The sequence below is a fragment of the Lentzea tibetensis genome (assembly GCF_007845675.1).
GTDB classification, from domain to species: domain Bacteria; phylum Actinomycetota; class Actinomycetes; order Mycobacteriales; family Pseudonocardiaceae; genus Lentzea; species Lentzea tibetensis.
This window is the reverse complement of the sequence record NZ_VOBR01000002.1, coordinates 118,622-137,683: the sequence shown is the minus strand read 5'-3', so window position 1 is coordinate 137,683 and position 19,062 is coordinate 118,622. Positions and strand designations below refer to the sequence as shown.

The window sequence follows — 19,062 nt, the reverse complement described above, 5'->3', positions numbered from 1 at the left end:
AGAACTCCTAGCGGGAGTTGACCGCCTTGGTGCTCGGCAGGGCCAGGTACGGGAACTTGTCACCGAAGCGAACGTCGTTGGCGTTCACCCGGTCACCCTTGGCGAGCGCCGGCACGAGCTTGCCGGTCAACGCCGCTCCTTCGACCGCCTGGATCGAGATGTCCACGACGTCGTCGGTGAGCCTGCGGCCGTTCGGGAACCCCTGCAGGTCACCGCCGAGCACACCGAGCCGGTTGGGTTTCTCCGTCACCGGCGTGGACATGTTGAGCCGCAGCATCTCCGACGGGCTGAACTTCTTGGGGTTCACGTCGGCGTTCATCAGCTGCGAGTTCAGATCGACCTTGATCGGTCCGCCCGCCTTGGTCGTGATCCCGGTCAGGAAGATCTCGACCAGGTCGTTGCGGGGTGTCATCGGTGCCTTGATGCCGTAGATCGCCTCGATGAGCCTGGCGAGCTCCGGGTTCGTGACGCGGTCGAGCAGCGCCTGCACCTTGCCGTCGTTCACCGGCTCGAGCCCGTTGAACGCGTCCTTGATCGCCGCGGACGACACGACCTCGTTCACCAGCGGGTTGCCCAGCCGCGACACCTGCACGAACGGCCCCTGCGGGGTCGCCTTGCCGGGGTCGAGCTTGAGCGTGCGCTTCTCGGTGTCGCTCCACACGCCGATCACCGGGTTGCGCTTCGCGTCACCCTTGAGCGCCAGCATCGACTTCGGCACCTGGATCGCGATGGTGTTGACGTTGTAGCCCATCAGCGTGTCCTGGTTGACCTCCTGCAGGTTCCCGCCGTACAGCAGGTCGAACACCCGCAGGTCGAGGAAGAACGAGTCGTCGGCCGGACCCACGTAGACCTGTCCGCCACCGGGCAGCTTGCTGATCGCCTGGTCGCGGATCGTCTGGAAGTTCGGGAACGACGCCCAGCCCGTGTTGGACGGCGCGGCCCTCCCGCTCTGCACGAGGGTCTTGCTCTTCCCCGCTGAGTCGACGACCTCCAGCTTGTAGTTCTGCCTGAACAACAGGTTCGGGTCGTTGATCGACTTGACCGGCCCCTTGTTGTACAGGAACGTGTCCTTGCCGCGCCGGTCGTCGGTGGTGAACGTGACCCGGAAGGTCTGGTCGGGCACCGCGTCACCGTCGGCGTCGATGTTGATGTCGTACCTGGCGTCCGTGGCCCAGGGGTAGAAGTTGGGGCCACCATTGGGTTCCTGCAACCCGAACCAGTTCGCCACCAGCGTGACGGTGTCCTGGTTGTCCGGGCTGACGAACGCGTACACGTCGGTGTTGTCGACGTACGGGTCCGCCGCGATGAGCGGCGCCTCGCGGTGGCTCGACGCACCGGATATCCCCGGTACGGCGGCCGCCACCGCGACGGCCGCGAGCACACCGACGGTGCGCCCTAATCGTTGTCTCCTAGTGGGCATGAACCTGCTCCCTTCACCAGCTCACGGCGAGGGTTCGGAAGCAGGAAGCCTTGCGGTTCAAAGGTTTTTCGAATGGGTCGAACCGGAGCCCGACCCACGACGAACACCGGACCGGAGGCGTGTGACACGCCTCCGGCCCGGCTCAGTCGTACTGGCCCCTACCTCCAGTAGTGGTCGGGGAAGGTCCCGCACGGCCACTGGATGACCCGCTCGCCCTGGACCTTGCTGGCGCCTGGAATCGCGAGGCACTGGCCGGTCCCGAAGTTCTTCAGCTGCGACTTGCCACCGGCCGGGATGACCCGCCAGAAGTGGTCGGGGAACTGGCCGCAACCCCATTGAATGACCTGCACGCCTCGTTCCTGGCTGTTGCCGGGCACCGCGAGGCACTGCTGCGACCTCGCGTTGCGAATCTGGTAGTGGCGCACACCGTTGACGTCCCACGGCTCGAGCTGCCAGTAGTGGTCCTCCCAGCCACCGCAGCCCCACTGGATCAGGCCGAGGCCCTCCTGGGTGCTGCCACCAGGGACCGCGAGGCACATCCCGCTGTTGTTGTTGATGATGTGGCCGTACGCCTGTGCGCTCGCCCCGTCCACCTTCTGCACGTCCATGACGGCACGCGTGTCCGGTTCGGCGTTGGACGAGACCGTGGAGGTCAGTGCCAACGCCAACGCCGCGGCCGTGACAGCAATGCCTCTCACAAGCTTCTTCAAGGTGCTCATAGCACTCCGTTGATCGAGCTTTCCCCTTGACGTCGGTGTCCCCGCACCGTCGCCTGGAGCAACTGTCGATCAGCACAGCGTGCCGCGGCAATCCATTCGTTCGTGGCCAAAACGTGAGGCCACTGGCGACTTCACTCCGCGGGCTTGGGCACCACGCAGACACCACGCGCCCGCGTGACCACGACGGGCGGGTCGAGCACGTCGGCCGCCGACGGCCCGCGCACCGGGGCCGAGCGGCACACGACGCGGGCCTCGAAGTCGAGCGTGCGGGACCGGTTGCCGATCCGGGTGAGCGTCGCGGTCGCCTCGATCACGTCACCGGCCTGGATCGGGGCGAGGAACTCGACCTTGTCGTACCCGGCGAACAGGCCCTCGTCGGCGTCGGTCTGGATCAGCAGCTCGGTCGCGACGTCGCCGAACATGCCGAGGCCGTACGCGCCGTCGACGAGGTTGCCGCCGTAGTGCGCGTGCGAATGCGGCACGTAACGCCGGTGGGTGACCGAAAAGCCCTCGTACAGGTTCACGCCGCGACGCCCTTCTTCTCCTGGACCGCGTGCACCAGGTACGAGGCGACCTCGCCCGGTGTGGTGCCGCGACTGAAAACCCTGTCCACGCCGAGCTCCCCCGCCATCAGCGGGTCGAACCGCGGGCCGCCCGCCACGAGCAGCGGACGCCGGTCGCCCATCGCCTCCCGGAACGCCGCGGCCATCTCCTGGGTGTTCAGGATGTGCGCGTCCCGCTGCGTGACGACCTGCGAGATGAGCACCGCGTCGGCCTTCTCGGTCCTGGCGCGCCGCACGAGCTCGGGCACCGACACCTGCGCGCCGAGGTTCACGACCTTCAGCTCGCGGTAGTACTCGAGGCCCTTCTCCCCCGCGAACCCCTTGATGTTGAGGATCGCGTCGATGCCGACGGTGTGCGCGTCGGTGCCGATGCAGCCGCCGACCACGACGAACTTGCGGCGCAACAACTTCTTCAGCGTCGTGTTCACCTCGGACGGCGAGAGCAGCGGGTACTCGCGCTCGACCACGCGCACCTCGTCGAGGTCGACGAGGTGCTTCACCGAGCCGTAGACGACGAAGAACGTGAAGTCCGCGCCGATGGCGTGCGAGTGCACGACCATCGCCGGGTCCATGCCCATCTTGTTCGCCAGCTGCAACGCCGCGCCGTCCGCCTTGGGGCCGAACGGCACCGGCAGCGTGAACGACGTCTGGATCATGCCGTCGCCCGTGGTGTCCCCGTACGGCCGCACGTACCTGCTCATTCGCCCGCCTCCAGCAGCTCCGACGCCGGGTTGAAGTACTCGTCCGCCTTCTCGACGACGCCGTCCGCGCCCTTGCCCTGATCAGCCGGGCGCTTCATCAGGCCGAACGTGCCGTCCGCGATCGCGTTGAGCAGGCCGTCGTCGACGATCCGCTCGAGCAGGTCGACGGCCTCGCCGAGCACCTGGTGCGCGCGCTTCACGATCAGGCCGTCCGGCGACGGCCGGAAGTCCTCCGCCAGGTTGCCCGCCGCGTTGAGCACGTAGCGGACGTTCGCGAGCGCGAGGTCGCGGTCGGACAGGAACGGCGTCACGACCGCCTCGGTCATCATGCCCACCAGCAGGATCGACTGTCCGGTGAGGACTCCGGCGAGGTTGAAGAACCCGTCGAGCAGGTAGCCGTTGAAGACGTCGCCGGTCATGTGCTTGGTCGGCGGCATCCACTTCAGCGGCGCGTCCGGGAACAGCTCGCGCGCCAGCAGCGCGTGCGCCAGCTCCAGCCGGAACGAGTCCGGCACCTTCGGGTTGATCTCGAACGCGTGGCCGAGGCCCAGCAGGTGGTCCGGCAGCCCGGCCTCGTGCGCGAAGTGCTCGTTGAGCAGCTGCGACACGGTGACGGTGTGCGCGGCGTCGACCGCGTCGGCGGTCGTGAGGTAGTTGTCCTCACCGGTGTTGATGATGATCCCGGCGCGCGCGTGGACCTGACGGGAGAACCGCTGGTCGACGAACGTGCGGATCGGGTTGATGTCGCGGAACAGGATCCCGTACATCGAGTCGTTCAGCATCATGTCGAGTCGCTGCAACCCGGCCAGCACGGCGATCTCCGGCATGCACAGGCCGGACGCGTAGTTCGTCAGCCGGACGTACCGGCCGACCTCCTTCGACACGTCGTCCAGCGCCGCCCGCATGATGCGGAAGTTCTCCTGCGTGGCGTACGTGCCCGCGAACCCGTGGTGCGTGGCGCCTTCCGGCACGTAGTCCAGAAGGGACTGTCCGGTGGACCGGATCACCGCGATGACGTCCGCGCCCGCGCGGGCCGCGTTCTGCGCCTGGACGACGTCCTCGTCGATGTCACCGGTCGCCACGATGAGGTAGATCCACGGCCGCTGCGGCGGGTCGCCCAGCTTCGTGACGAGCTTGTCGCGCTGCGCCCGGTTGCGGTCGACGGTCTTGATGCCCTTGGCGACCGCGGTGCCGCCGGCCTTGGCCGCGCGGTCGCGGTCACGACCGGCGGGCACGGTGAACCGGACCTGCCCGGCCGCGGTCGCTTCGGCCAGTTCGGTCAGCGTCGCGATGTTGTTCTCCCGCAACGCGTGGAACGCCGGCAGCACGACGCCGTGCTCCAGCCCGCACTGCTCTCGAACGGTGTCGATCACGCGGTTCACCCACGGCACGTCACCCGCGCGGTGCGTGGAGTCCGCGCCGGTGATCCCGGCCAGCCGCAGCGTGGCGCGCTCGACCGCGACCGTGGTGTGCGCCTTGGCGATCGACACCACGGGTTCGGCCGCCCGCGCGGCGAGTTTCCGCGCGGTGGCGACCACCGTGGGATCGAGGTCGAGCAACGCCATTGTCACTCCCTTTGGTAGATCGTCCGTCCATTGAGAACAGTGCGCAAGCAGTTCGGCAGAGGCCCGCTGAGGTCCGGCAGTCCGGGCACGCCGGAGCGCGGGTCGGTCGACCAGCGTTGCACCCGCGCGTCGGACCCGGCGACGACCAGGTCACCGGTCTCCCACACCGCGTAGGTCGCGGGCGCGCCGGGCTGCAGCGTGCCGGTCACGCCGTCGTCGACACCGGCCGCGCGCCAGCCGCCACGCGTGTGCGCGGTGAACGCCGCACGCGGCGAGATGCCGAAGCCGTCGGTGCGGTGGTGGACGGCGGCGCGCACCGCGGCCCACGGGTCGATCGCGGTCACCGGCGTGTCCGAGCCGAACGCCAGCAGCACCCCGGCGGCGGCCAGGCGAGAAAAGGGATTGAGCCCCACTCCGCGCTCGGCGCCCAGGCGTTGTGCGTACATTCCGGACGGTCCGCCCCACTCGGCGTCGAACAAGGGCTGCACGGAGGCCACCACGCCCCACCCGGCCAGTTTCGCCGCCTGCTCCGCGGAGACCATCTCGACGTGCTCCAGCCGGTGCCTTGCACTGGCGAGCGCGGGCGTGCCGACGACCTTCTCGGCGCGTTCGAAGCCCTCGACCACCGCGGCCATCGCGGCGTCACCGATGACGTGGAACCCGGCCTGCAGCCCGGCCTCGGTGCACCGCACCAGGTGATCAGCGATCTGCTGCGGCTCCAGGTACAGCGCACCGGACGTCTCGGGCAGGTCGGTGTACGGCTCGGTCAGCGCGGCCGTGCGGGAGCCGATGGCACCGTCGACGAAGTGGTCACCGGCGAGGCCGCGGATCGGCAGGCCGATGTTCTCGTGCGCACCCCAGTACGCGACGACCTCGGGGCCGTCGGTGAGCGTGAGCAGCCCGGCGAGGTCGTCGACGCCGGAGATGTCCGGGCCGGCGCACTCGTGCACGGACGCGATGCCCTTGCTGGCGGCGTAGGAGAGGAACGCGCGTTGGGCGGCTAGACGCTGCTCGGGCGTGATCGCCGCCTGAGCCGCTCCGCGCACGTGGTGGTGCGCGGCGCGCGCGAGCGGACCGTCCTGCGACCAGCCGTCCGCCTCGCGGGTCTCGTCGGTGATCAACGAGCTGCTGACCAGCGCGGAGTGCACGTCGATGCGGGACAGGTAGACGATCTTGTCCCCCGCCGCGGCGTCGATCTCGGCGCGCGTCGGCGGGCGGTTCTCCGGCCAGCGCGTCTCGTCCCAGCCGTGTCCCCACACGAGCGGGCCGTCCGCCTCCGCGATCTTCGTCAGCAGCTCGCCGAGTGACGCGGTCTTCGTCAGGTCCAGTCCGGTGAGCAGCAGGCCTGCCGACGTGGCGTGCACGTGCGCGTCCACGAACGCGGGCGCGACGAACGCGCCGTTCAGCTCGACGACCTCGGCGTCCGGGTGCAGCGCGCGCCCGACCGAGTCCTGGCCGATCCAGACGATGATCCCGTCCGCGACGGCCATCGCCGTCGCGTCCGGTGCGTAGATGCGGCCGCCGAGGAGAAGAGTAGTCACGTCACGCAGTCTGCCGTTGCTCGAACAGTGCCCGCACACCCGGCTGCGTGCGCAGCAGGTCGAGCGCGAACTCGGCGTGTCCGGGCACGTACCCGTTGCCGACCAGCATCTCCACGTCCGCGGCCAGGCCTTCGGCACCGAGCGCGGCGGCGCTGAAGGACGTCGCCATGGAGAAGAAGATCACGGTGCCGCCGTCGGCCGTGGCGAGGATCGCACCGTGCTCGCAGCCGGACACGTCCACGCAGACGACGGTGACGTCGACCGGTTTGCCGACCGCGTCCGCGACGGCGACCGGGTTGCGCGCGTCGGCGATCACGACCTCGTCGGCGAGCCCGGCCGCGCGGACCTGGGCGGCTTCGCGCTCGGTCGGCACGAGCGCGACCAGCCGGGACGCGCCTGCTTGCCGCGCGGCGGCCAAGGACAGCGAGCCCGACTTGCCGCCACCGCCGAGGACCAGCACCGACGGGTTCGCGCGGCGCCGCACGACGCGGTCGGTGAGCGCGGGAGCGCCGCACACGTCGAGCACGGACAGCGCCAGCTCGTGCGGCATGTCGTCGGGCAGCTTCGCGGCGATCGACCGTCCGAAGAGGACGGCCGTGCCGCGGCACGGGACCTGTTCGTCCTCACCGCTCCAGTCCTGCAGGCCGTCGGTGACGCGCAGCGGGGTGAGGGTCAGGCTGACCAGCGTGGCGACCCGGTCGCCCGCCTTCAGCCCGAGCGGCGAGTCCGGCCCGACCTCGAGGACGGTGCCGAGCAGCATGCCGCCGGAGCCGGTGACCGGGTTCTGCATCTTGCCGCGTTCCCGGATGATCTCCAGGACGGCCTCGCGGACCCGGTCGCCGCTGCCGTGCTCCTCGCGCAGCTGGCGGAACGACGCGGCGTCCAGGTTCAGCCGCTCGACGGCGACGACGACCTCGTCAGCGTGCGGCGCGGGGTCCGCGTCGAGCCGCCACGCCTGCTGGGGCAGGACGCCGGACGGTTCGATGACGCGATGCAGGCCGTACGCGCTCACGTGTAAATCCTTCGGTCGAAGTCGGGATGACAGCAATATCTTCACGTGGAGCCCTGAGATCCCGCAAGCCTCACCACCGAATACCGCTTGACCTCTAGTCATGTCGAGGTTTGACGATGGTGGCATGAAGTCTGCACTGGTCACCGGCGGCTCGCGCGGTTTGGGCCGCGCGCTGGCCGCGGAACTGCGGCGCCGCGACTGGCGCGTGGTCGTGGACGCCCGCCATCCGTCCGACGTACCGGAGATCATCGTCGGCGACGTCGCCGACCCCGCCCACCGCGCGGCGCTGGCCGCCGCCGGACCGTTCGACCTGCTCGTCAACAACGCGTCCGTGCTCGGGCCCGGCCTGTCCGGGCTGCTCGACTACCCGCTCGACGAGCTGGCGCACGTGTACGCGGTGAACGCGCTCGCACCGCTGGCGCTGATCCAGTTGGTCCGGCCGGCGACGGTCGTGAACATCTCGTCCGACGCGGCCGTCGAGGCCTACGAGGGCTGGGGCGGTTACGGCTCGTCGAAGGCGGCGTTGGACCAGCTCACAGCCGTCCTCGCTGTCGAGCACCCCGACCTGCGGATCTACTCGTTCGATCCGGGCGACATGAACACCGCCATGCACCAGGAGGCCTTCCCCGGCGAGGACATCTCCGACCGGCCGTCACCGGAGACGGTGGTGCCGCGGCTGATCGACCTGATCGAGTCGGACCGGCCGAGCGGCAGGTACTCGTGATCACGTTCGCGCTGCCGCCGGGCAGCTCGGCCATCGCGCCCACGTCGCCGCGCGACTCGGTGCGGCTGCTGGTGGCGCGGCCGTCCGGGCTGTCGCACCACCGGTTCCGCGACCTGCCGCTGGCACCGGGCGACCTGCTCGTCGTGAACACCTCCGCCACGCTGCCCGCCGCGCTCGGACGGGTGCACGTGTCGACCTGGCTCGACGACGGGTCGTGGGTGGTCGAGGTGCGACTGCCGGACGGCCCTGACCTGTCGTGTTCTCCCGGCCAGGTGATCTCGTTGCCGGACGGGCACTTCCTGCGGCTCGTCGAGCCGCACCTGGGGTCGCCGCGGCTGTGGCGGGCGGTCGTGACGCCGTCCGTCGCACCCGTCGCCTTCCTGCGCGCGCACGGCCGTCCGATCCGCTACTCGTACCTGGCGGGTTCGTACCCGTTGTCCGAGTACCAGACCGTCTACGCCGACGCGCCGGGCAGCGCGGAGATGCCGTCGGCGGGCAGGCCGTTCACGTCGCGACTGCTGGTGCGGCTGATGACGCGCGGTGTGACGGTCGCGCCGCTGGTGCTCCACACCGGGGTGTCGTCACCGGAGTCGCACGAGCCGCCGATGCCGGAGCGGTACTCGGTGCCGCTGCCGACGACGCGGCTGCTCGAGGCGACCAGGCTGGCCGGCGGTCGCGTGGTGGCGGTGGGGACGACCGTCGTGCGGGCGCTGGAGTCCACCCTCGAGTACGGACTGTCCGGGTGGACGAACCTCGTGCTGGGGCCGGACCGGCCCGCGCAGCTGGTGACCGGGTTGATCACCGGCCTGCACGCGCCGGAGGCGTCGCACTTGGGGCTGCTGGAGGCGGTGGCGGGAACGTCGCTGGTCGCGGCGGCGTACGACGAGGCGGTGCGGGAGCGGTACCTGTGGCACGAGTTCGGCGACTCGATGCTGTTCCTGCCTTAGAAGAGCTTGCCGAAGACGAGCTTCTCCGGGGTGCTCTCGACCTCGGTGAAGCCCAGGTGCCGGTAGAAGCCGATGGCGTGGGTGTTGTGGTGCCGCACGTGCAGGTGCACGCCGCGTGATCCCCGCTGCGCCAGCGCGTCGAGCAGGGTGTCGACGAGCGCGGCGCCCACGCCCTGTCCGCGGGTTCTGGCGAGCAGGTTGACGTGCAGGTGCGACGGGTAGCGCTGGACCAGGTCGAGGTCGGTGCGCGGCGGGTGGTGGATGTGCTGGACCACCCGGTTGTCCGTCTCCGGGTACTGCTGCCGGGCCGGGGGCCACCACTCGCGCTCCAGGCGTTCCTCGAACTCCTCGGTGTCCAGCGCGCCGAGCACGTAGCCGCTCACGCCTTCGCCGTCGACGCTGACGAACGCCAGCTCGGGGTGCAGTGCCGCGTAGGGAGCGGCGAACGCGTGGCCGAGCAGCATCGGGTCGTCGAACTCGTGCTGGGCGCCGCGCCCGCCGTTGCCGGTGAACAGGCAGATCTCGTACACCTCGCCGAGGTCAGCGGGTTCGTAGGCGCGAATCTCCACAGGTCAGATCGTAGGTGGCAGCTCGCGGCGCTGTTCGACGATCACGACGGGTTCCTCGGAGACGACCTCACCGTCCACGACACCGGGCGTGGCACCGAAGCGGCGCTCGTGCTCGAACCGCAGCGCCTGCGCCTCGGCCCTGATGGCCATCCGGTGGCTGATCAGCCGCCGCGTCGGCGGGAACAGCAGGAACAACGCGGCCACGTCGCTGACGAACCCCGGCACCATGATCAGCACGCCCGCGGCGGCGATGAGGACGCCGTCCGCCATCTCCTGGTGCGGCACGCGGCGCGTCCGCAGCGCCTCGGTGAACGCGACCATCGTCCGCGAGCCCTCGCGCCGCATGAGCTGCACGCCGACGACGGTGCCGAGGATCAGGAGCAGCAGCGTCCAGAGCACGCCGATGGCCTGACCGACGGCGATGAGCACGGCGATCTCGGCGACGACGCCGGCGAGCAGGAGCACGAAGACTGGCATATCCCCTTAACGCTCTGTGCCCGTGGATTGCTCCCGTGACGAAATATTTACGGCCAAGAGGTCATATGACAAGATATCTTCACGCAACCTCGACGCCAGGGAGTACGGATGACTGCGCTGCATGACGTCGCACCCGCGCTGGAGCGGCTGGACCGCCAGCCGTACACGTACGTCCGCAAGGAGCTGGTGGAGCCCGACTGGCGGCGCTTCCCCGGCTGGAAGGACGTGACGGAGGCGCAGTGGCGCGACGCCCAGTGGCAGCGCGTGAACTGCGTGAAGAACATCCGCCAGCTGCGCAAGGTCATGGGCGACCTGCTCTCCGAGGCGTTCTACGCCGACCTCGAGGCCGACCAGACGGCCATGGCGACCATGTCGATGCTGATGCCGCCGCAGATGCTCAACACGTGCGCGCCGACGGCGTCAGCCGACGAGTTCACCGAGGCGTTCTACGCGGACCCGATCCGCCGCTACATGATCCCGGTCGCGTCGGACCGCGACCCGCAGTGGCCGAGCCACCCGCACTCGCAGCGCGACTCGCTGCACGAGGCCGAGATGTGGGTCGTCGAGGGGTTGACCCACCGCTACCCGACCAAGGTGCTGGCCGAGATGGTGTCGACGTGCCCGCAGTACTGCGGGCACTGCACCCGCATGGACCTCGTCGGCAACTCCACGCCGCTGATCGACAAGCACAAGCTGTCGCTCAAGCCGGTCGACCGCCAGGACCAGATGATCGACTACCTGAAGCGCACACCCGGCGTCCGCGACGTCGTCGTCTCCGGCGGCGACGTCGCCAACGTGCCGTGGCCACAACTCGAGTCGTTCCTCATGCGCCTGCTGGACATCGACACCGTCCGCGACATCCGCCTCGCCACCAAGGCACTCGCCGGCCTGCCACAGCACTGGCTCCAGCCCCGCGTCGTCGAGGGCCTGGAGCGCGTCGCCCGCACCGCCTCACGCCGCGGCGTGAACCTCGCGATCCACACCCACGTCAACCACGCCCAGTCCGTCACGCCCCTCGTTGCCGAGGCCGCGCGCACCGCACTCGAAGTCGGCGTGCGCGACGTGCGCAACCAGGGCGTGCTGATGAAGGGCGTCAACGCCACCTCCGACGACCTGCTGGACCTCTGCTTCGCCCTGCAAGGGGAAGCGAACATCCTGCCGTACTACTTCTACATGTGCGACATGATCCCCAACGCCGAACACTGGCGCGTCGCCGTCTGGGAGGCACAGGAGCTCCAGCACGCGATCATGGGCTACCTGCCCGGGTACGCGACACCGCGCATCGTGTGCGACGTGCCCTACGTCGGGAAGCGGTGGGTGCACCAACTCGCCTCCTACGACCGCGAGCTGGGCATTTCCTACTGGACCAAGAACTACCGCACCGGGATCGAGCTCGAAGACCCCGAGGCCCTGGACCGCCAGTACCCCTACTACGACCCGATCTCCACGCTCGGCGAGACCGGCCAGAACTGGTGGGCCAACCAGTAAGTCGGGCGATTCAGGCCGGTCGCGGAGCTGCTTCCGCGACCGGCCTTCGCACGCCGATTTCCGCAGGCCAGGCCCGTCACGTCGCGTTGCGTCCCGTTGCGATTTTTTCTCTGACGGCCTGTAGGACGACCTGATCAAGCCACAGTAGACAGTCCAGCGACGGCGTCTTCCCTGCGGCCAGCTAGAACCGTTGTCACTAAGTTGGTCACTCAGGCCTCCAAATGGTCCCCAGCAAGATCGGGATCATGATCGAACTAGAGACACGAGAAAGCCCCTCTGATCAGGCAACATGCCGCGATCAGAAGCCCAGCGACAGCTGGACGGCGCCGCGGAACGAGCTACCAGACGACCGGGCCGTCCTTGTCGAAGAAGCCGCCGGTCGGGCCGTCGGCACCGATGGTGGCCATGCGGACGATGATGTCCGCGCTCTCCTCGACGGTGCTGGTGCCCTGGTGGCCGTTGAGATCGGTGGCGGTGTAGCCGGGATCCACGGCGTTGAACCGGATGGCCGGAAATGCCTTGGCGTACTGCGAGGTGATCATGACGAGGGCGGTCTTGGAGGAGTTGTAGTCCAGCAACGCCACGTGGTACTCGACGCGGTCGGGGTCGGTCGTCGCCGCCAGTGATCCCAGGCCGCTGCTGACGTTGACGACGACCGCCGTGGCGCCGGTCTCGAGCAGTGGCAGGAAAGCGTGCGTGACGCGCACGACGCCGAAGACGTTGGTGTCGTAGGCGGTCTGCATGTCCTGCGCGGTGACCTCGCCGACCGGCTTTCCCGCGCCCGCGATCCCGGCGTTGTTGATCAGGACGTCGAGGCTGCCAGCGTCCCGACGGACGACCTCGGCGGCGGCCTTGACGGAGTCCTCGTCGGTCACGTCGATCTGAACGAAGCGGGCGCCCAGCCTCGAGGCTGCCTCCTGGCCGCGCTCAGGATCGCGCGCCCCGATGTAGACGGTGTGCCCCAAGGCGATGAGGCGACGGGCGGTCTCGAAGCCCAAGCCCTTGTTCGCTCCGGTGATCAGTGTGGTGGTCATGTCTTGCCTCCGGGGAGTCGGTGTTGTGGTCTCCACCGTGGCCGCACCCGGAACGAACAGGCAGTACCGTCCTTTGCCTGTGGACTGCCAGTACCAGGCTGTTCCGGCACGACAGCCGGATACTGCAGAGGTGAACGCATCGGAGAACGCGGGCAAGGACCTGGGCAGGGCGCTGCGCGGCTGGCGTGACCGAACACTGCCTGAGGCCGTCGGGTTGCCCGTCGGCGGCGTCCGCCGAGCCGCCGGGCTGCGGCGCGAGGAGCTGGCGCAGCTCGCCGGACTGTCGGTGGACTACGTCGTCCGCCTGGAACAGGGCCGGGCCACGTCGCCGTCCCCGCAGGTCCTGTCCGCGATGGCCCGCGCCCTGCGACTGTCCGCGGCCGAGCGCGAGCACCTGTTCCTGCTCGCCGGGCACCGGCCGCCCGGCCCCGGACGGCTGTCCGCCCACATCCCCCCAGGCGTCCACCGGCTGCTCGACCAGCTGGACGGCACACCGCTGAGCGTGCACGACGCCGCCTGGAACCTGATCCTCTGGAACCCCTTGTGGTCCGCGCTGTTCGGCGACCCGTCCGCGCAGCGGGGACGGGAGCGCAACGTCGTGTGGCGCCACTTCACCGGACTGCCCGGCAGAGTCAGCCACACCCCCGCGCAGCTTGCTCGCTTCGAGGCGGCCGTCGTCGCCGACCTCCGAGCGGCCACCGCCCGCTACCCCGCCGACACCGCCTTGCGCTCCCTGATCAAGGACCTGCGCGACGCCAGCACCGCCTTCGAACGCCTGTGGGACACCGGAATCGTGGGTGTGCACGAGACCGACACCAAGACCATCGGCCACCCGGACGTGGGAACGCTCACCCTCGACTGTGACGTGCTCATCGCGCCGGGCAGCGATCTGCGCGTCGTGGCCTGCACCGCCGCTCCCGGCAGCGACGCGGCGGGCAAGCTCAAGCTCCTCGACGTCATCGGCACCCAGACCATGGCCGAGGGCACCGTCCTCGGCTAGTGGTTCAGCCATGTCACAACGCGGCCAAGACGACCTGGACCACATCATCGGTCTGCTGGACGAGGAAACACACCAGTACATCCGCCAACTTCTTGATGCTGCGAAGCACCGCATTCGTTCCGGCACCATCGGAGAAGCGCTCACCGCACACACGGACCTGCTCGTCATGCCCAAGGGCGACGCTCGAATCGATCCGCTGATCCTGGTCCCTGACGTCTCGCACCGCGATCAACTTGGCCGACCAGATGGTCGACTTCGTGCTGATCTCCGCCACAGACGCCGGTACCAACACCGGCCTCAAACTGCCCGACCTCGGCAGCTCGGTGATCACCACCCGCGCGGTGCTGGATGACCACGCCCAGGATGACGTGGTGCTTGTGGACGCACCATTCGTCGAAGGTGCGGTTGCCGCTGCGGTCGCCGCGACGACCGGTGCCGATCTCGCCGCAGTCACGACCGCTGCACAGGAGGCCCGCCATGCCACCAGGTTCTGACACGTCCCTGCACACCGGCGACACGGCCGAGATCGACGTCGTGCTGCCCGCGCACCTGCACGCACGCCCCGCAGGCAGGCTGGCCAGAGCGGCCGCGCAACTGTCCTGCAGACTGGAGATCACACACCAGGGCAGGACGGTCGACGCGACAGGGATCCTCGCCGTATTGGGCCCTCGCAGTATCTGACCTGCGAGAACCCCCTTGACCGTCGGAACGTAAAGGAGTGCCTGCGGTAGCACACGTCGAGGCGCGCCACGTTTCCAGACCGGCATCTCGGGAACGATGCGATGATCAGTGCAGCTGGTCGGCCATTCAGTTGGGAAAACCCGGCGGCATGACCATCTTGCGGCCCGCCGTCGCACCACCGTCCACCACGACGGAGGCTCCGTTGAGGTAGCCGAACCCGTCGGCGGCGAGCCCGACCACGGCGTTCGCGATCTCCTCGGGTTCGGCCATCCGCTCGATGCCGTCGATGTTGAGCGGCCCGTACGCGGCCTTGAACTTCGCCCAGGCCTCGTCGGGGATGCCCGGCGGCCGGACGAACGGCGTGTCGGTGGTGCCCGGCAGGATCGCGTTGATCCGGATGCCCTTGGTGCCGTATGCGACCGCCGCTGCTTTCACGATGCCTTGGACGGCGCGCTTGCCGGCGCTGTACACGGCGCCGGTCGGCCGGGCCTGCTCGGCCGCTGTGGACGAGGTGCAGATGATGACGCCGTGCCCGGCCTTGAGCATGTGGGGGATCTCGTACTTGATCGCCAGGAACACACCGCGCGCGTTGGTGTCCATGACGTCATCCCACTGTTCGAGGGTGAGTTCGTGCGGCATGCCAGAGGCGCCGATGCCGGCATTGTTGAAGGCGATGTCGAGGCCTCCGTAGCGGATGGCGACAGCGTCGACGAACGCTCTGACCTCGTCGGGTTTGCGCACATCGGCGCGGATGTACGTGGCTTCGCCGCCGGCCTTGCGGATCTCGTGCTCGACCTGCCGCCCGAGTTGTTCGCGGCGGCCGCAGAAGCCGACCTTGGCACCCTGTGCGGCGAACGCCTTGGCCGTGGCCTTGCCGATCCCTGACGTGCCACCGGTGATGAGGACGACCTTGCCACGGGCCTTCGCGTGGGCGGGAGCCGCTATGGCCAGGCCCGCCGCGGCCGCAGCGGTCAGAATCGTGCGGCGATTGAGGTTGTTGTTCATGTCCTTGATCTTCGGCAAATCGTCATGACCGGGCATCTGTCAGAACGACTGGTCTAGCTTGGGACATGTGATCTACGGGCGGGACGGCGAGCAGGAGGAGTTGGACGCGCTGCTGACCACGGCGCGCTCGGGACGCGGTGGCGCGCTGGTGCTGCGAGGTGAGCCGGGCATCGGCAAGACCACGCTGTTGCGCTGGGCCGCGGAACGTGCGCCGGAGATGACCGTGTTGTCCACGGCGGGTGTCGAGGCCGAGTCGGAGCTCCCGTTCGCCGGGTTGCAGCAACTGCTGTCCCCGTTGGACTTCTCGGCTTTGCCCGAGCCGCACCAGTCGGCGGTCGAGGTGGTGTTGGGCTGCTCCGACGCCCCGTGCACGGATCTCCTGCTGTACACGGCTGTGCTGCGGCTACTACGGTCGGCCGGGCCGTTGCTGGTGATCGTCGACGACCTGCAGTGGTGGGATCGTGCCTCGGCCACCGCACTGTCGTTCTGCGCACGCCGCGCCGCTGACGCGCCCATCGCATTCGTGCTGGCCACCGACGGCCCTTCGCCGGACTTGCCTGAACTGGCGCTGTCCGGATTGTCGCTCGCGGCCGCCGGCCCGTTGTTCGACGCGCTCGACGTGCCGGCCGAGAGACGACGCGCCTTGCTCACTGCGACAGCCGGAAATCCACTCGCGATGGTCGAGTGCGCCCACCAGTCGTTTCTCGAGGTGGTACCGCTGAGCGATCGCCTGCGGACGGCGTTCACCGCCCGCCTGCCCGCAGACGCCTTGCCCTTCCTCGAAATCGTGGCGGCTGACGGCACGGATCGATCCGATGTGCACGCCGGCGCCGCCCACCGGCTCGGCATCGAGCCGCACCCGGCCGCAATCGATCATCCGCTGGTCCGTTCGGCGATCTATCAGGGCATCCGCGCCCCTCGCGCTGTGCACCGTGCGCTCGCCGACGAACTGATCGCACGGGGAGAGCCACGCCGCGCGCTGTGGCACTGCGCGCTGGCCGCGTCCGGCCAGGACGACGAACTGGCGGCCTCGCTGGAAATCGCCGCTGCCGACGCCTCTTCGTGCGGCGGCCTGTCGACCGCGGCCGACCTGCTCCGCCGCGCCGCGTCCCTGTCCTCGCGGCCTTCCCGCGACCGCAGGCTGGCCGCCGCGGGGTACGCGGCGTGGAAGTCGGGCCAGCCGACGCTTGCCCGTTCCCTGAGCGCATCGGTTTCCGACGTCGCGGCCCTGGACCGTTTGCACGGCCTCATCGCGTTGAGCGACGACGACCAACGCTCGGCCCACGACCACCTGGTGCGCGCGGCACGTGGCAGACCACCCGAAGAAGCCGTCGGCCTGCTCTTCATGGCGGTCGCCGCCGCACTCCACGCTGACATCGGCACCTCGCCCGCGCTGGCCCGCTTGTCCGAGGCCGGTGCGGACCTGGGTTTCGCGGTGTTCGTCGATCACCTCGCCCGGCTGCGAGACGGCACCATCGACGCCGACCCGTGGCAGCTGCGCGCCACCGCACCGGCGGCGCTGCGGCACAGCGACGTCCACCAATGGCTGTGGCCGCTCGTGATCGCCCGCTACGGCGCCGACCCGCGAGCCGCGCTGCGGTTCGGCGTCGAGGCCCGGACATCGTTCTCCACCAACGGGATGCAAGCCGTGCTCGCGTTCCCCGAGCTGTGGCTGGCCGAGCTGGAACACGAACTGGGCCACTGGGCCTCGGCGTTCTCCCGCGCCACGGAAGGACTCCGCTCGGCACAGGAAACCGGTCAACGCGCCCGTGCCGCCGATTTCCACGCCGTGCTGGCACTCGTGGCGCCGAATCCCGAGCTGTGCCGTCGTCACGCCTCTGCAGCGCTTGCCATGGCAATCCCGCTGCACAACCGTCTGGCCGCGGCCAAAGCGAAGTGGGCACTGGGCCTGCTCGCACTGTCCACGGGTGACAACGCGACCGCGGTCTCACATCTGTCCTCGATCACCGAACCAACCTCTCCCACGGGACACACCCTGGTCAGCCAGTGGGCAGCCGCCGATCTCGTCGAGGCCTGCGTCCGCACCAGAACGCCGGCCGACCACGTCATGCTCCCGTCCGCCGCAACACCACTCATGCGAAGCAGGAGCTATCGCGCCCAGGCACTGCTCACCGACGCGCCGGACCTCTTCGCCAAGGCCGCCTCCGAGGCGTTCCCCGACCATCCTCACGAGCAAGCCCGCGCGGCCCTGCTGCACGGCGAATGGCTGCGCCGCAACAAACACCAGGCCCGCTCACAGCTACGGCTGGCCCACGACACGTTCACGCACTTGGGCGCGACCCACTGGACCTCGGCGGCGGCGCGTCAGCTCCGTCCCGCCACCGGCACCAAGTTCGAACTCACGCCACAGGAACTCAGCGTCGCGCGGCTCGCGGCGAAGGGCCTGACCAACAAGGAGATCGGCGCAAGCTTGTTCCTCAGCCCAAGGACCGTCGGCTATCACCTGTACAAGATCTTCCCCAAACTGGGGATAGCAAGCAGATCTCAGCTGCGCGAGCTGGACCTGTTCTCATGAGCTTTTGGCTGCTTGGTGGTCGCACATGGACAGCGCCGCGACCACGTGAGTCAAGGAGTCTACGAGCGGCATGCTCGGTATGGCGGAGCCGAACAAGACCACAAAAAGAGGGCCTCCACAGCACCTGAGCTGCAAAGACCCTCTTGGCCGTCGGGACGACAGGATTTGAACCTGCGACCCCTTGACCCCAGCTCAAGTGCTGTTGCCACCGCGAAGCGAGACAGGTCCTTGCCTTAGCCCGAGGACTTGAAGCTACCGTGCGGCATCTCCGGGGCGAAGCACATGTGGATGTTGCCCCAGACGCACGGCCGCTCGAACAGTGCGTGATGAGCGGAAGGCGCCAGCGGAGTTCGACTCAACACGCGCTGCGGCTCAGGAAGTCGCCAGGGCCTCGGCCAGGTTGAAGTACAGCTCCAGCACCTCATTCAGCGTCGTGGCCCGCAGCGCCCGCAGCACACTCCCGGCAGGCGCCACCAGCCGCAGCGGCGTGCCTCGGTCGACACCGAGCACGTGGTAGTCGACCAGCACCGAGAGGCCGGACGACGCGAAAAGGTCGACGCCACTCAGATCCAACACCACTGGGAGCCCGCCGCTCTTCGCGTCGGTGAACGCCGCGGCCAGGCGATCACGCAGCAGCGGGGCCGTGTAGGAGTCGACATCGCCCGCTGCCCGCAGAACCACAGCATCCTCACGCCGCTCGGTGTCCACCCGCAATGGCACCACCACGCCCTCGTCCCCGGTGACCACGACACCTCCTGTCGGCGGGGTTCATGTGCTGTGAGGTCAGGCGTGGGCGCGCCTGCCCCTGACCAGCCGGTAGATGCCGAGGAGGATCAACGAACCGAGGATGGCCAGCAGCCACGTGCTCAGGTCGAAGAAGCTGTTGATGTCGCTGTTGAACAGCGCGCGCCCGACGAACCCGCCGAGGATGGCGCCCACGATGCCGATCAACAGGGTGACGATGATGCCGCCGGGGTCCTTGCCGGGCATGATGGCCTTCGCGATGGCACCGGCGATCAGGCCGAGGACGATCCATCCCAAGATTCCCACGACTGCTCCTCCTTCGTTGTGCCACAGCGA

The 19,062-nt window shown here is 69.0% G+C and carries 21 protein-coding genes and 1 tRNA gene; 7 read left to right on the top strand and 15 right to left on the bottom strand.

The window, feature by feature from the left end; translation table 11 throughout:
• Positions 1-7: 7 nt before the first annotated feature.
• The 7 genes from FKR81_RS02680 to kdd all read right to left on the bottom strand — a co-directional run bounded on the left by FKR81_RS02680 (position 8) and on the right by kdd (position 7,521).
• Positions 8-1,420, bottom strand: a complete 1,413-nt coding sequence (locus FKR81_RS02680; RefSeq protein WP_146349277.1) for a DUF4331 domain-containing protein — start codon at positions 1,418-1,420, stop codon at positions 8-10.
• A gap of 158 nt (positions 1,421-1,578) precedes the next feature.
• A complete protein-coding gene (locus FKR81_RS02675) occupies positions 1,579-2,130 on the bottom strand; it encodes an RICIN domain-containing protein (protein ID WP_186762718.1) in 552 nt (183 codons plus the stop codon).
• 140 nt (positions 2,131-2,270) lie between these two features.
• Positions 2,271-2,663 carry a 3-aminobutyryl-CoA ammonia lyase gene (gene kal, locus FKR81_RS02670; protein WP_146349275.1) on the bottom strand — a complete coding sequence of 131 codons (393 nt, stop codon included), beginning with the start codon at positions 2,661-2,663 and terminating at the stop codon, positions 2,271-2,273.
• A complete protein-coding gene (gene kamE / locus FKR81_RS02665) occupies positions 2,660-3,403 on the bottom strand; it encodes a lysine 5,6-aminomutase subunit beta (RefSeq protein WP_146349274.1) in 744 nt (247 codons plus the stop codon). Before kamE ends, kal begins: the two co-directional genes overlap by 4 nt.
• On the bottom strand, positions 3,400-4,968 hold the full coding sequence (gene kamD / locus FKR81_RS02660) for a lysine 5,6-aminomutase subunit alpha (RefSeq protein ID WP_186762717.1): 1,569 nt from the start codon (positions 4,966-4,968) through the stop codon (positions 3,400-3,402). The genes kamE and kamD overlap by 4 nt, the downstream gene beginning before the upstream one ends.
• Positions 4,969-4,970: 2 nt before the next feature.
• A complete protein-coding gene (locus FKR81_RS02655) occupies positions 4,971-6,458 on the bottom strand; it encodes an amidohydrolase (RefSeq protein ID WP_146349570.1) in 1,488 nt (495 codons plus the stop codon).
• A 52-nt stretch (positions 6,459-6,510) separates the two neighbouring features.
• On the bottom strand, positions 6,511-7,521 hold the full coding sequence (gene kdd, locus FKR81_RS02650) for an L-erythro-3,5-diaminohexanoate dehydrogenase (protein WP_146349272.1): 1,011 nt from the start codon (positions 7,519-7,521) through the stop codon (positions 6,511-6,513).
• Positions 7,522-7,645: 124 nt separating this feature from the next.
• Here kdd and FKR81_RS02645 point away from each other — a divergent pair, with 124 nt between their 5' ends.
• Both FKR81_RS02645 and FKR81_RS02640 read left to right on the top strand, forming a co-directional pair.
• Positions 7,646-8,245: an SDR family NAD(P)-dependent oxidoreductase gene (locus FKR81_RS02645; RefSeq protein WP_146349271.1), complete on the top strand. Its 600-nt coding sequence runs from the start codon at positions 7,646-7,648 to the stop codon at positions 8,243-8,245.
• On the top strand, positions 8,242-9,192 hold the full coding sequence (locus tag FKR81_RS02640; protein WP_146349270.1) for an S-adenosylmethionine:tRNA ribosyltransferase-isomerase: 951 nt from the start codon (positions 8,242-8,244) through the stop codon (positions 9,190-9,192). The genes FKR81_RS02645 and FKR81_RS02640 overlap by 4 nt, the downstream gene beginning before the upstream one ends.
• On the opposite strand, the gene FKR81_RS02635 is transcribed toward FKR81_RS02640, so the two are convergent.
• Both FKR81_RS02635 and FKR81_RS02630 read right to left on the bottom strand, forming a co-directional pair.
• Positions 9,189-9,761: a GNAT family N-acetyltransferase gene (locus tag FKR81_RS02635; protein WP_186762716.1), complete on the bottom strand. Its 573-nt coding sequence runs from the start codon at positions 9,759-9,761 to the stop codon at positions 9,189-9,191. The two genes, FKR81_RS02640 and FKR81_RS02635, sit on opposite strands and share 4 nt — an antisense overlap.
• A 3-nt stretch (positions 9,762-9,764) precedes the next feature.
• Positions 9,765-10,238, bottom strand: coding sequence for an FxsA family protein (locus FKR81_RS02630; protein WP_146349269.1), 474 nt, complete (start codon positions 10,236-10,238; stop codon positions 9,765-9,767).
• A gap of 108 nt (positions 10,239-10,346) precedes the next feature.
• Between FKR81_RS02630 and FKR81_RS02625 the strand changes: the two genes are divergently transcribed.
• Positions 10,347-11,726, top strand: coding sequence for a KamA family radical SAM protein (locus tag FKR81_RS02625; protein ID WP_146349268.1), 1,380 nt, complete (start codon positions 10,347-10,349; stop codon positions 11,724-11,726).
• A gap of 338 nt (positions 11,727-12,064) precedes the next feature.
• Here FKR81_RS02625 and FKR81_RS02620 read toward each other — a convergent pair whose 3' ends face one another.
• Positions 12,065-12,760, bottom strand: coding sequence for an SDR family NAD(P)-dependent oxidoreductase (locus tag FKR81_RS02620; RefSeq protein ID WP_146349267.1), 696 nt, complete (start codon positions 12,758-12,760; stop codon positions 12,065-12,067).
• 130 nt (positions 12,761-12,890) lie between these two features.
• On the opposite strand from FKR81_RS02620, the gene FKR81_RS02615 reads away from it, so the two are divergent.
• Positions 12,891-13,760, top strand: a complete 870-nt coding sequence (locus FKR81_RS02615; RefSeq protein ID WP_235921247.1) for a helix-turn-helix transcriptional regulator — start codon at positions 12,891-12,893, stop codon at positions 13,758-13,760.
• 13 nt (positions 13,761-13,773) lie between these two features.
• On the opposite strand, the gene FKR81_RS02610 is transcribed toward FKR81_RS02615, so the two are convergent.
• On the bottom strand, positions 13,774-13,983 hold the full coding sequence (locus tag FKR81_RS02610) for a hypothetical protein (protein WP_146349265.1): 210 nt from the start codon (positions 13,981-13,983) through the stop codon (positions 13,774-13,776).
• A 10-nt stretch (positions 13,984-13,993) separates the two neighbouring features.
• Between FKR81_RS02610 and FKR81_RS02605 the strand changes: the two genes are divergently transcribed.
• Both FKR81_RS02605 and FKR81_RS02600 read left to right on the top strand, forming a co-directional pair.
• Positions 13,994-14,254, top strand: coding sequence for a PTS sugar transporter subunit IIA domain-containing protein (locus tag FKR81_RS02605; protein ID WP_222598157.1), 261 nt, complete (start codon positions 13,994-13,996; stop codon positions 14,252-14,254).
• Positions 14,238-14,441 carry an HPr family phosphocarrier protein gene (locus FKR81_RS02600; RefSeq protein ID WP_146349264.1) on the top strand — a complete coding sequence of 68 codons (204 nt, stop codon included), beginning with the start codon at positions 14,238-14,240 and terminating at the stop codon, positions 14,439-14,441. The genes FKR81_RS02605 and FKR81_RS02600 overlap by 17 nt, the downstream gene beginning before the upstream one ends.
• A gap of 126 nt (positions 14,442-14,567) precedes the next feature.
• Here the strand turns inward: FKR81_RS02600 and FKR81_RS02595 are convergent, their stop codons facing one another.
• On the bottom strand, positions 14,568-15,446 hold the full coding sequence (locus FKR81_RS02595) for an SDR family NAD(P)-dependent oxidoreductase (protein WP_146349263.1): 879 nt from the start codon (positions 15,444-15,446) through the stop codon (positions 14,568-14,570).
• Positions 15,447-15,513: 67 nt separating this feature from the next.
• On the opposite strand from FKR81_RS02595, the gene FKR81_RS02585 reads away from it, so the two are divergent.
• On the top strand, positions 15,514-17,982 hold the full coding sequence (locus FKR81_RS02585) for a helix-turn-helix transcriptional regulator (RefSeq protein ID WP_186762715.1): 2,469 nt from the start codon (positions 15,514-15,516) through the stop codon (positions 17,980-17,982).
• A 153-nt stretch (positions 17,983-18,135) separates the two neighbouring features.
• On the opposite strand, the gene FKR81_RS43245 is transcribed toward FKR81_RS02585, so the two are convergent.
• The 3 genes from FKR81_RS43245 to FKR81_RS02575 form a co-directional block, all read right to left on the bottom strand.
• Positions 18,136-18,212 (bottom strand) — tRNA-Pro (locus tag FKR81_RS43245).
• A 142-nt stretch (positions 18,213-18,354) separates the two neighbouring features.
• Positions 18,355-18,729 carry an STAS domain-containing protein gene (locus FKR81_RS02580; RefSeq protein ID WP_146349260.1) on the bottom strand — a complete coding sequence of 125 codons (375 nt, stop codon included), beginning with the start codon at positions 18,727-18,729 and terminating at the stop codon, positions 18,355-18,357.
• 36 nt (positions 18,730-18,765) lie between these two features.
• Positions 18,766-19,032, bottom strand: a complete 267-nt coding sequence (locus tag FKR81_RS02575; protein WP_146349259.1) for a GlsB/YeaQ/YmgE family stress response membrane protein — start codon at positions 19,030-19,032, stop codon at positions 18,766-18,768.
• Between the last annotated feature and the right edge of the window lie 30 nt (positions 19,033-19,062).

Excerpts from the sequence above, each read along its gene's own strand:
- FKR81_RS02600 (WP_146349264.1), top strand. The coding sequence starts at position 14,238 with ATGCCACCAGGTTCTGACACGTCCCTGCACACCGGCGACACGGCCGAG.
- FKR81_RS02630 (WP_146349269.1), bottom strand. The coding sequence starts at position 10,238 with ATGCCAGTCTTCGTGCTCCTGCTCGCCGGCGTCGTCGCCGAGATCGCC.
- FKR81_RS02655 (WP_146349570.1), bottom strand. The coding sequence starts at position 6,458 with ATGGCCGTCGCGGACGGGATCATCGTCTGGATCGGCCAGGACTCGGTC.
- FKR81_RS02620 (WP_146349267.1), bottom strand. The coding sequence starts at position 12,760 with ATGACCACCACACTGATCACCGGAGCGAACAAGGGCTTGGGCTTCGAG.
- FKR81_RS02625 (WP_146349268.1), top strand. The coding sequence starts at position 10,347 with ATGACTGCGCTGCATGACGTCGCACCCGCGCTGGAGCGGCTGGACCGC.
- kamE (WP_146349274.1), bottom strand. The coding sequence starts at position 3,403 with ATGAGCAGGTACGTGCGGCCGTACGGGGACACCACGGGCGACGGCATG.
- FKR81_RS02645 (WP_146349271.1), top strand. The coding sequence starts at position 7,646 with ATGAAGTCTGCACTGGTCACCGGCGGCTCGCGCGGTTTGGGCCGCGCG.
- FKR81_RS02595 (WP_146349263.1), bottom strand. The coding sequence starts at position 15,446 with ATGAACAACAACCTCAATCGCCGCACGATTCTGACCGCTGCGGCCGCG.
- FKR81_RS02680 (WP_146349277.1), bottom strand. The coding sequence starts at position 1,420 with ATGCCCACTAGGAGACAACGATTAGGGCGCACCGTCGGTGTGCTCGCG.
- kamD (WP_186762717.1), bottom strand. The coding sequence starts at position 4,968 with ATGGCGTTGCTCGACCTCGATCCCACGGTGGTCGCCACCGCGCGGAAA.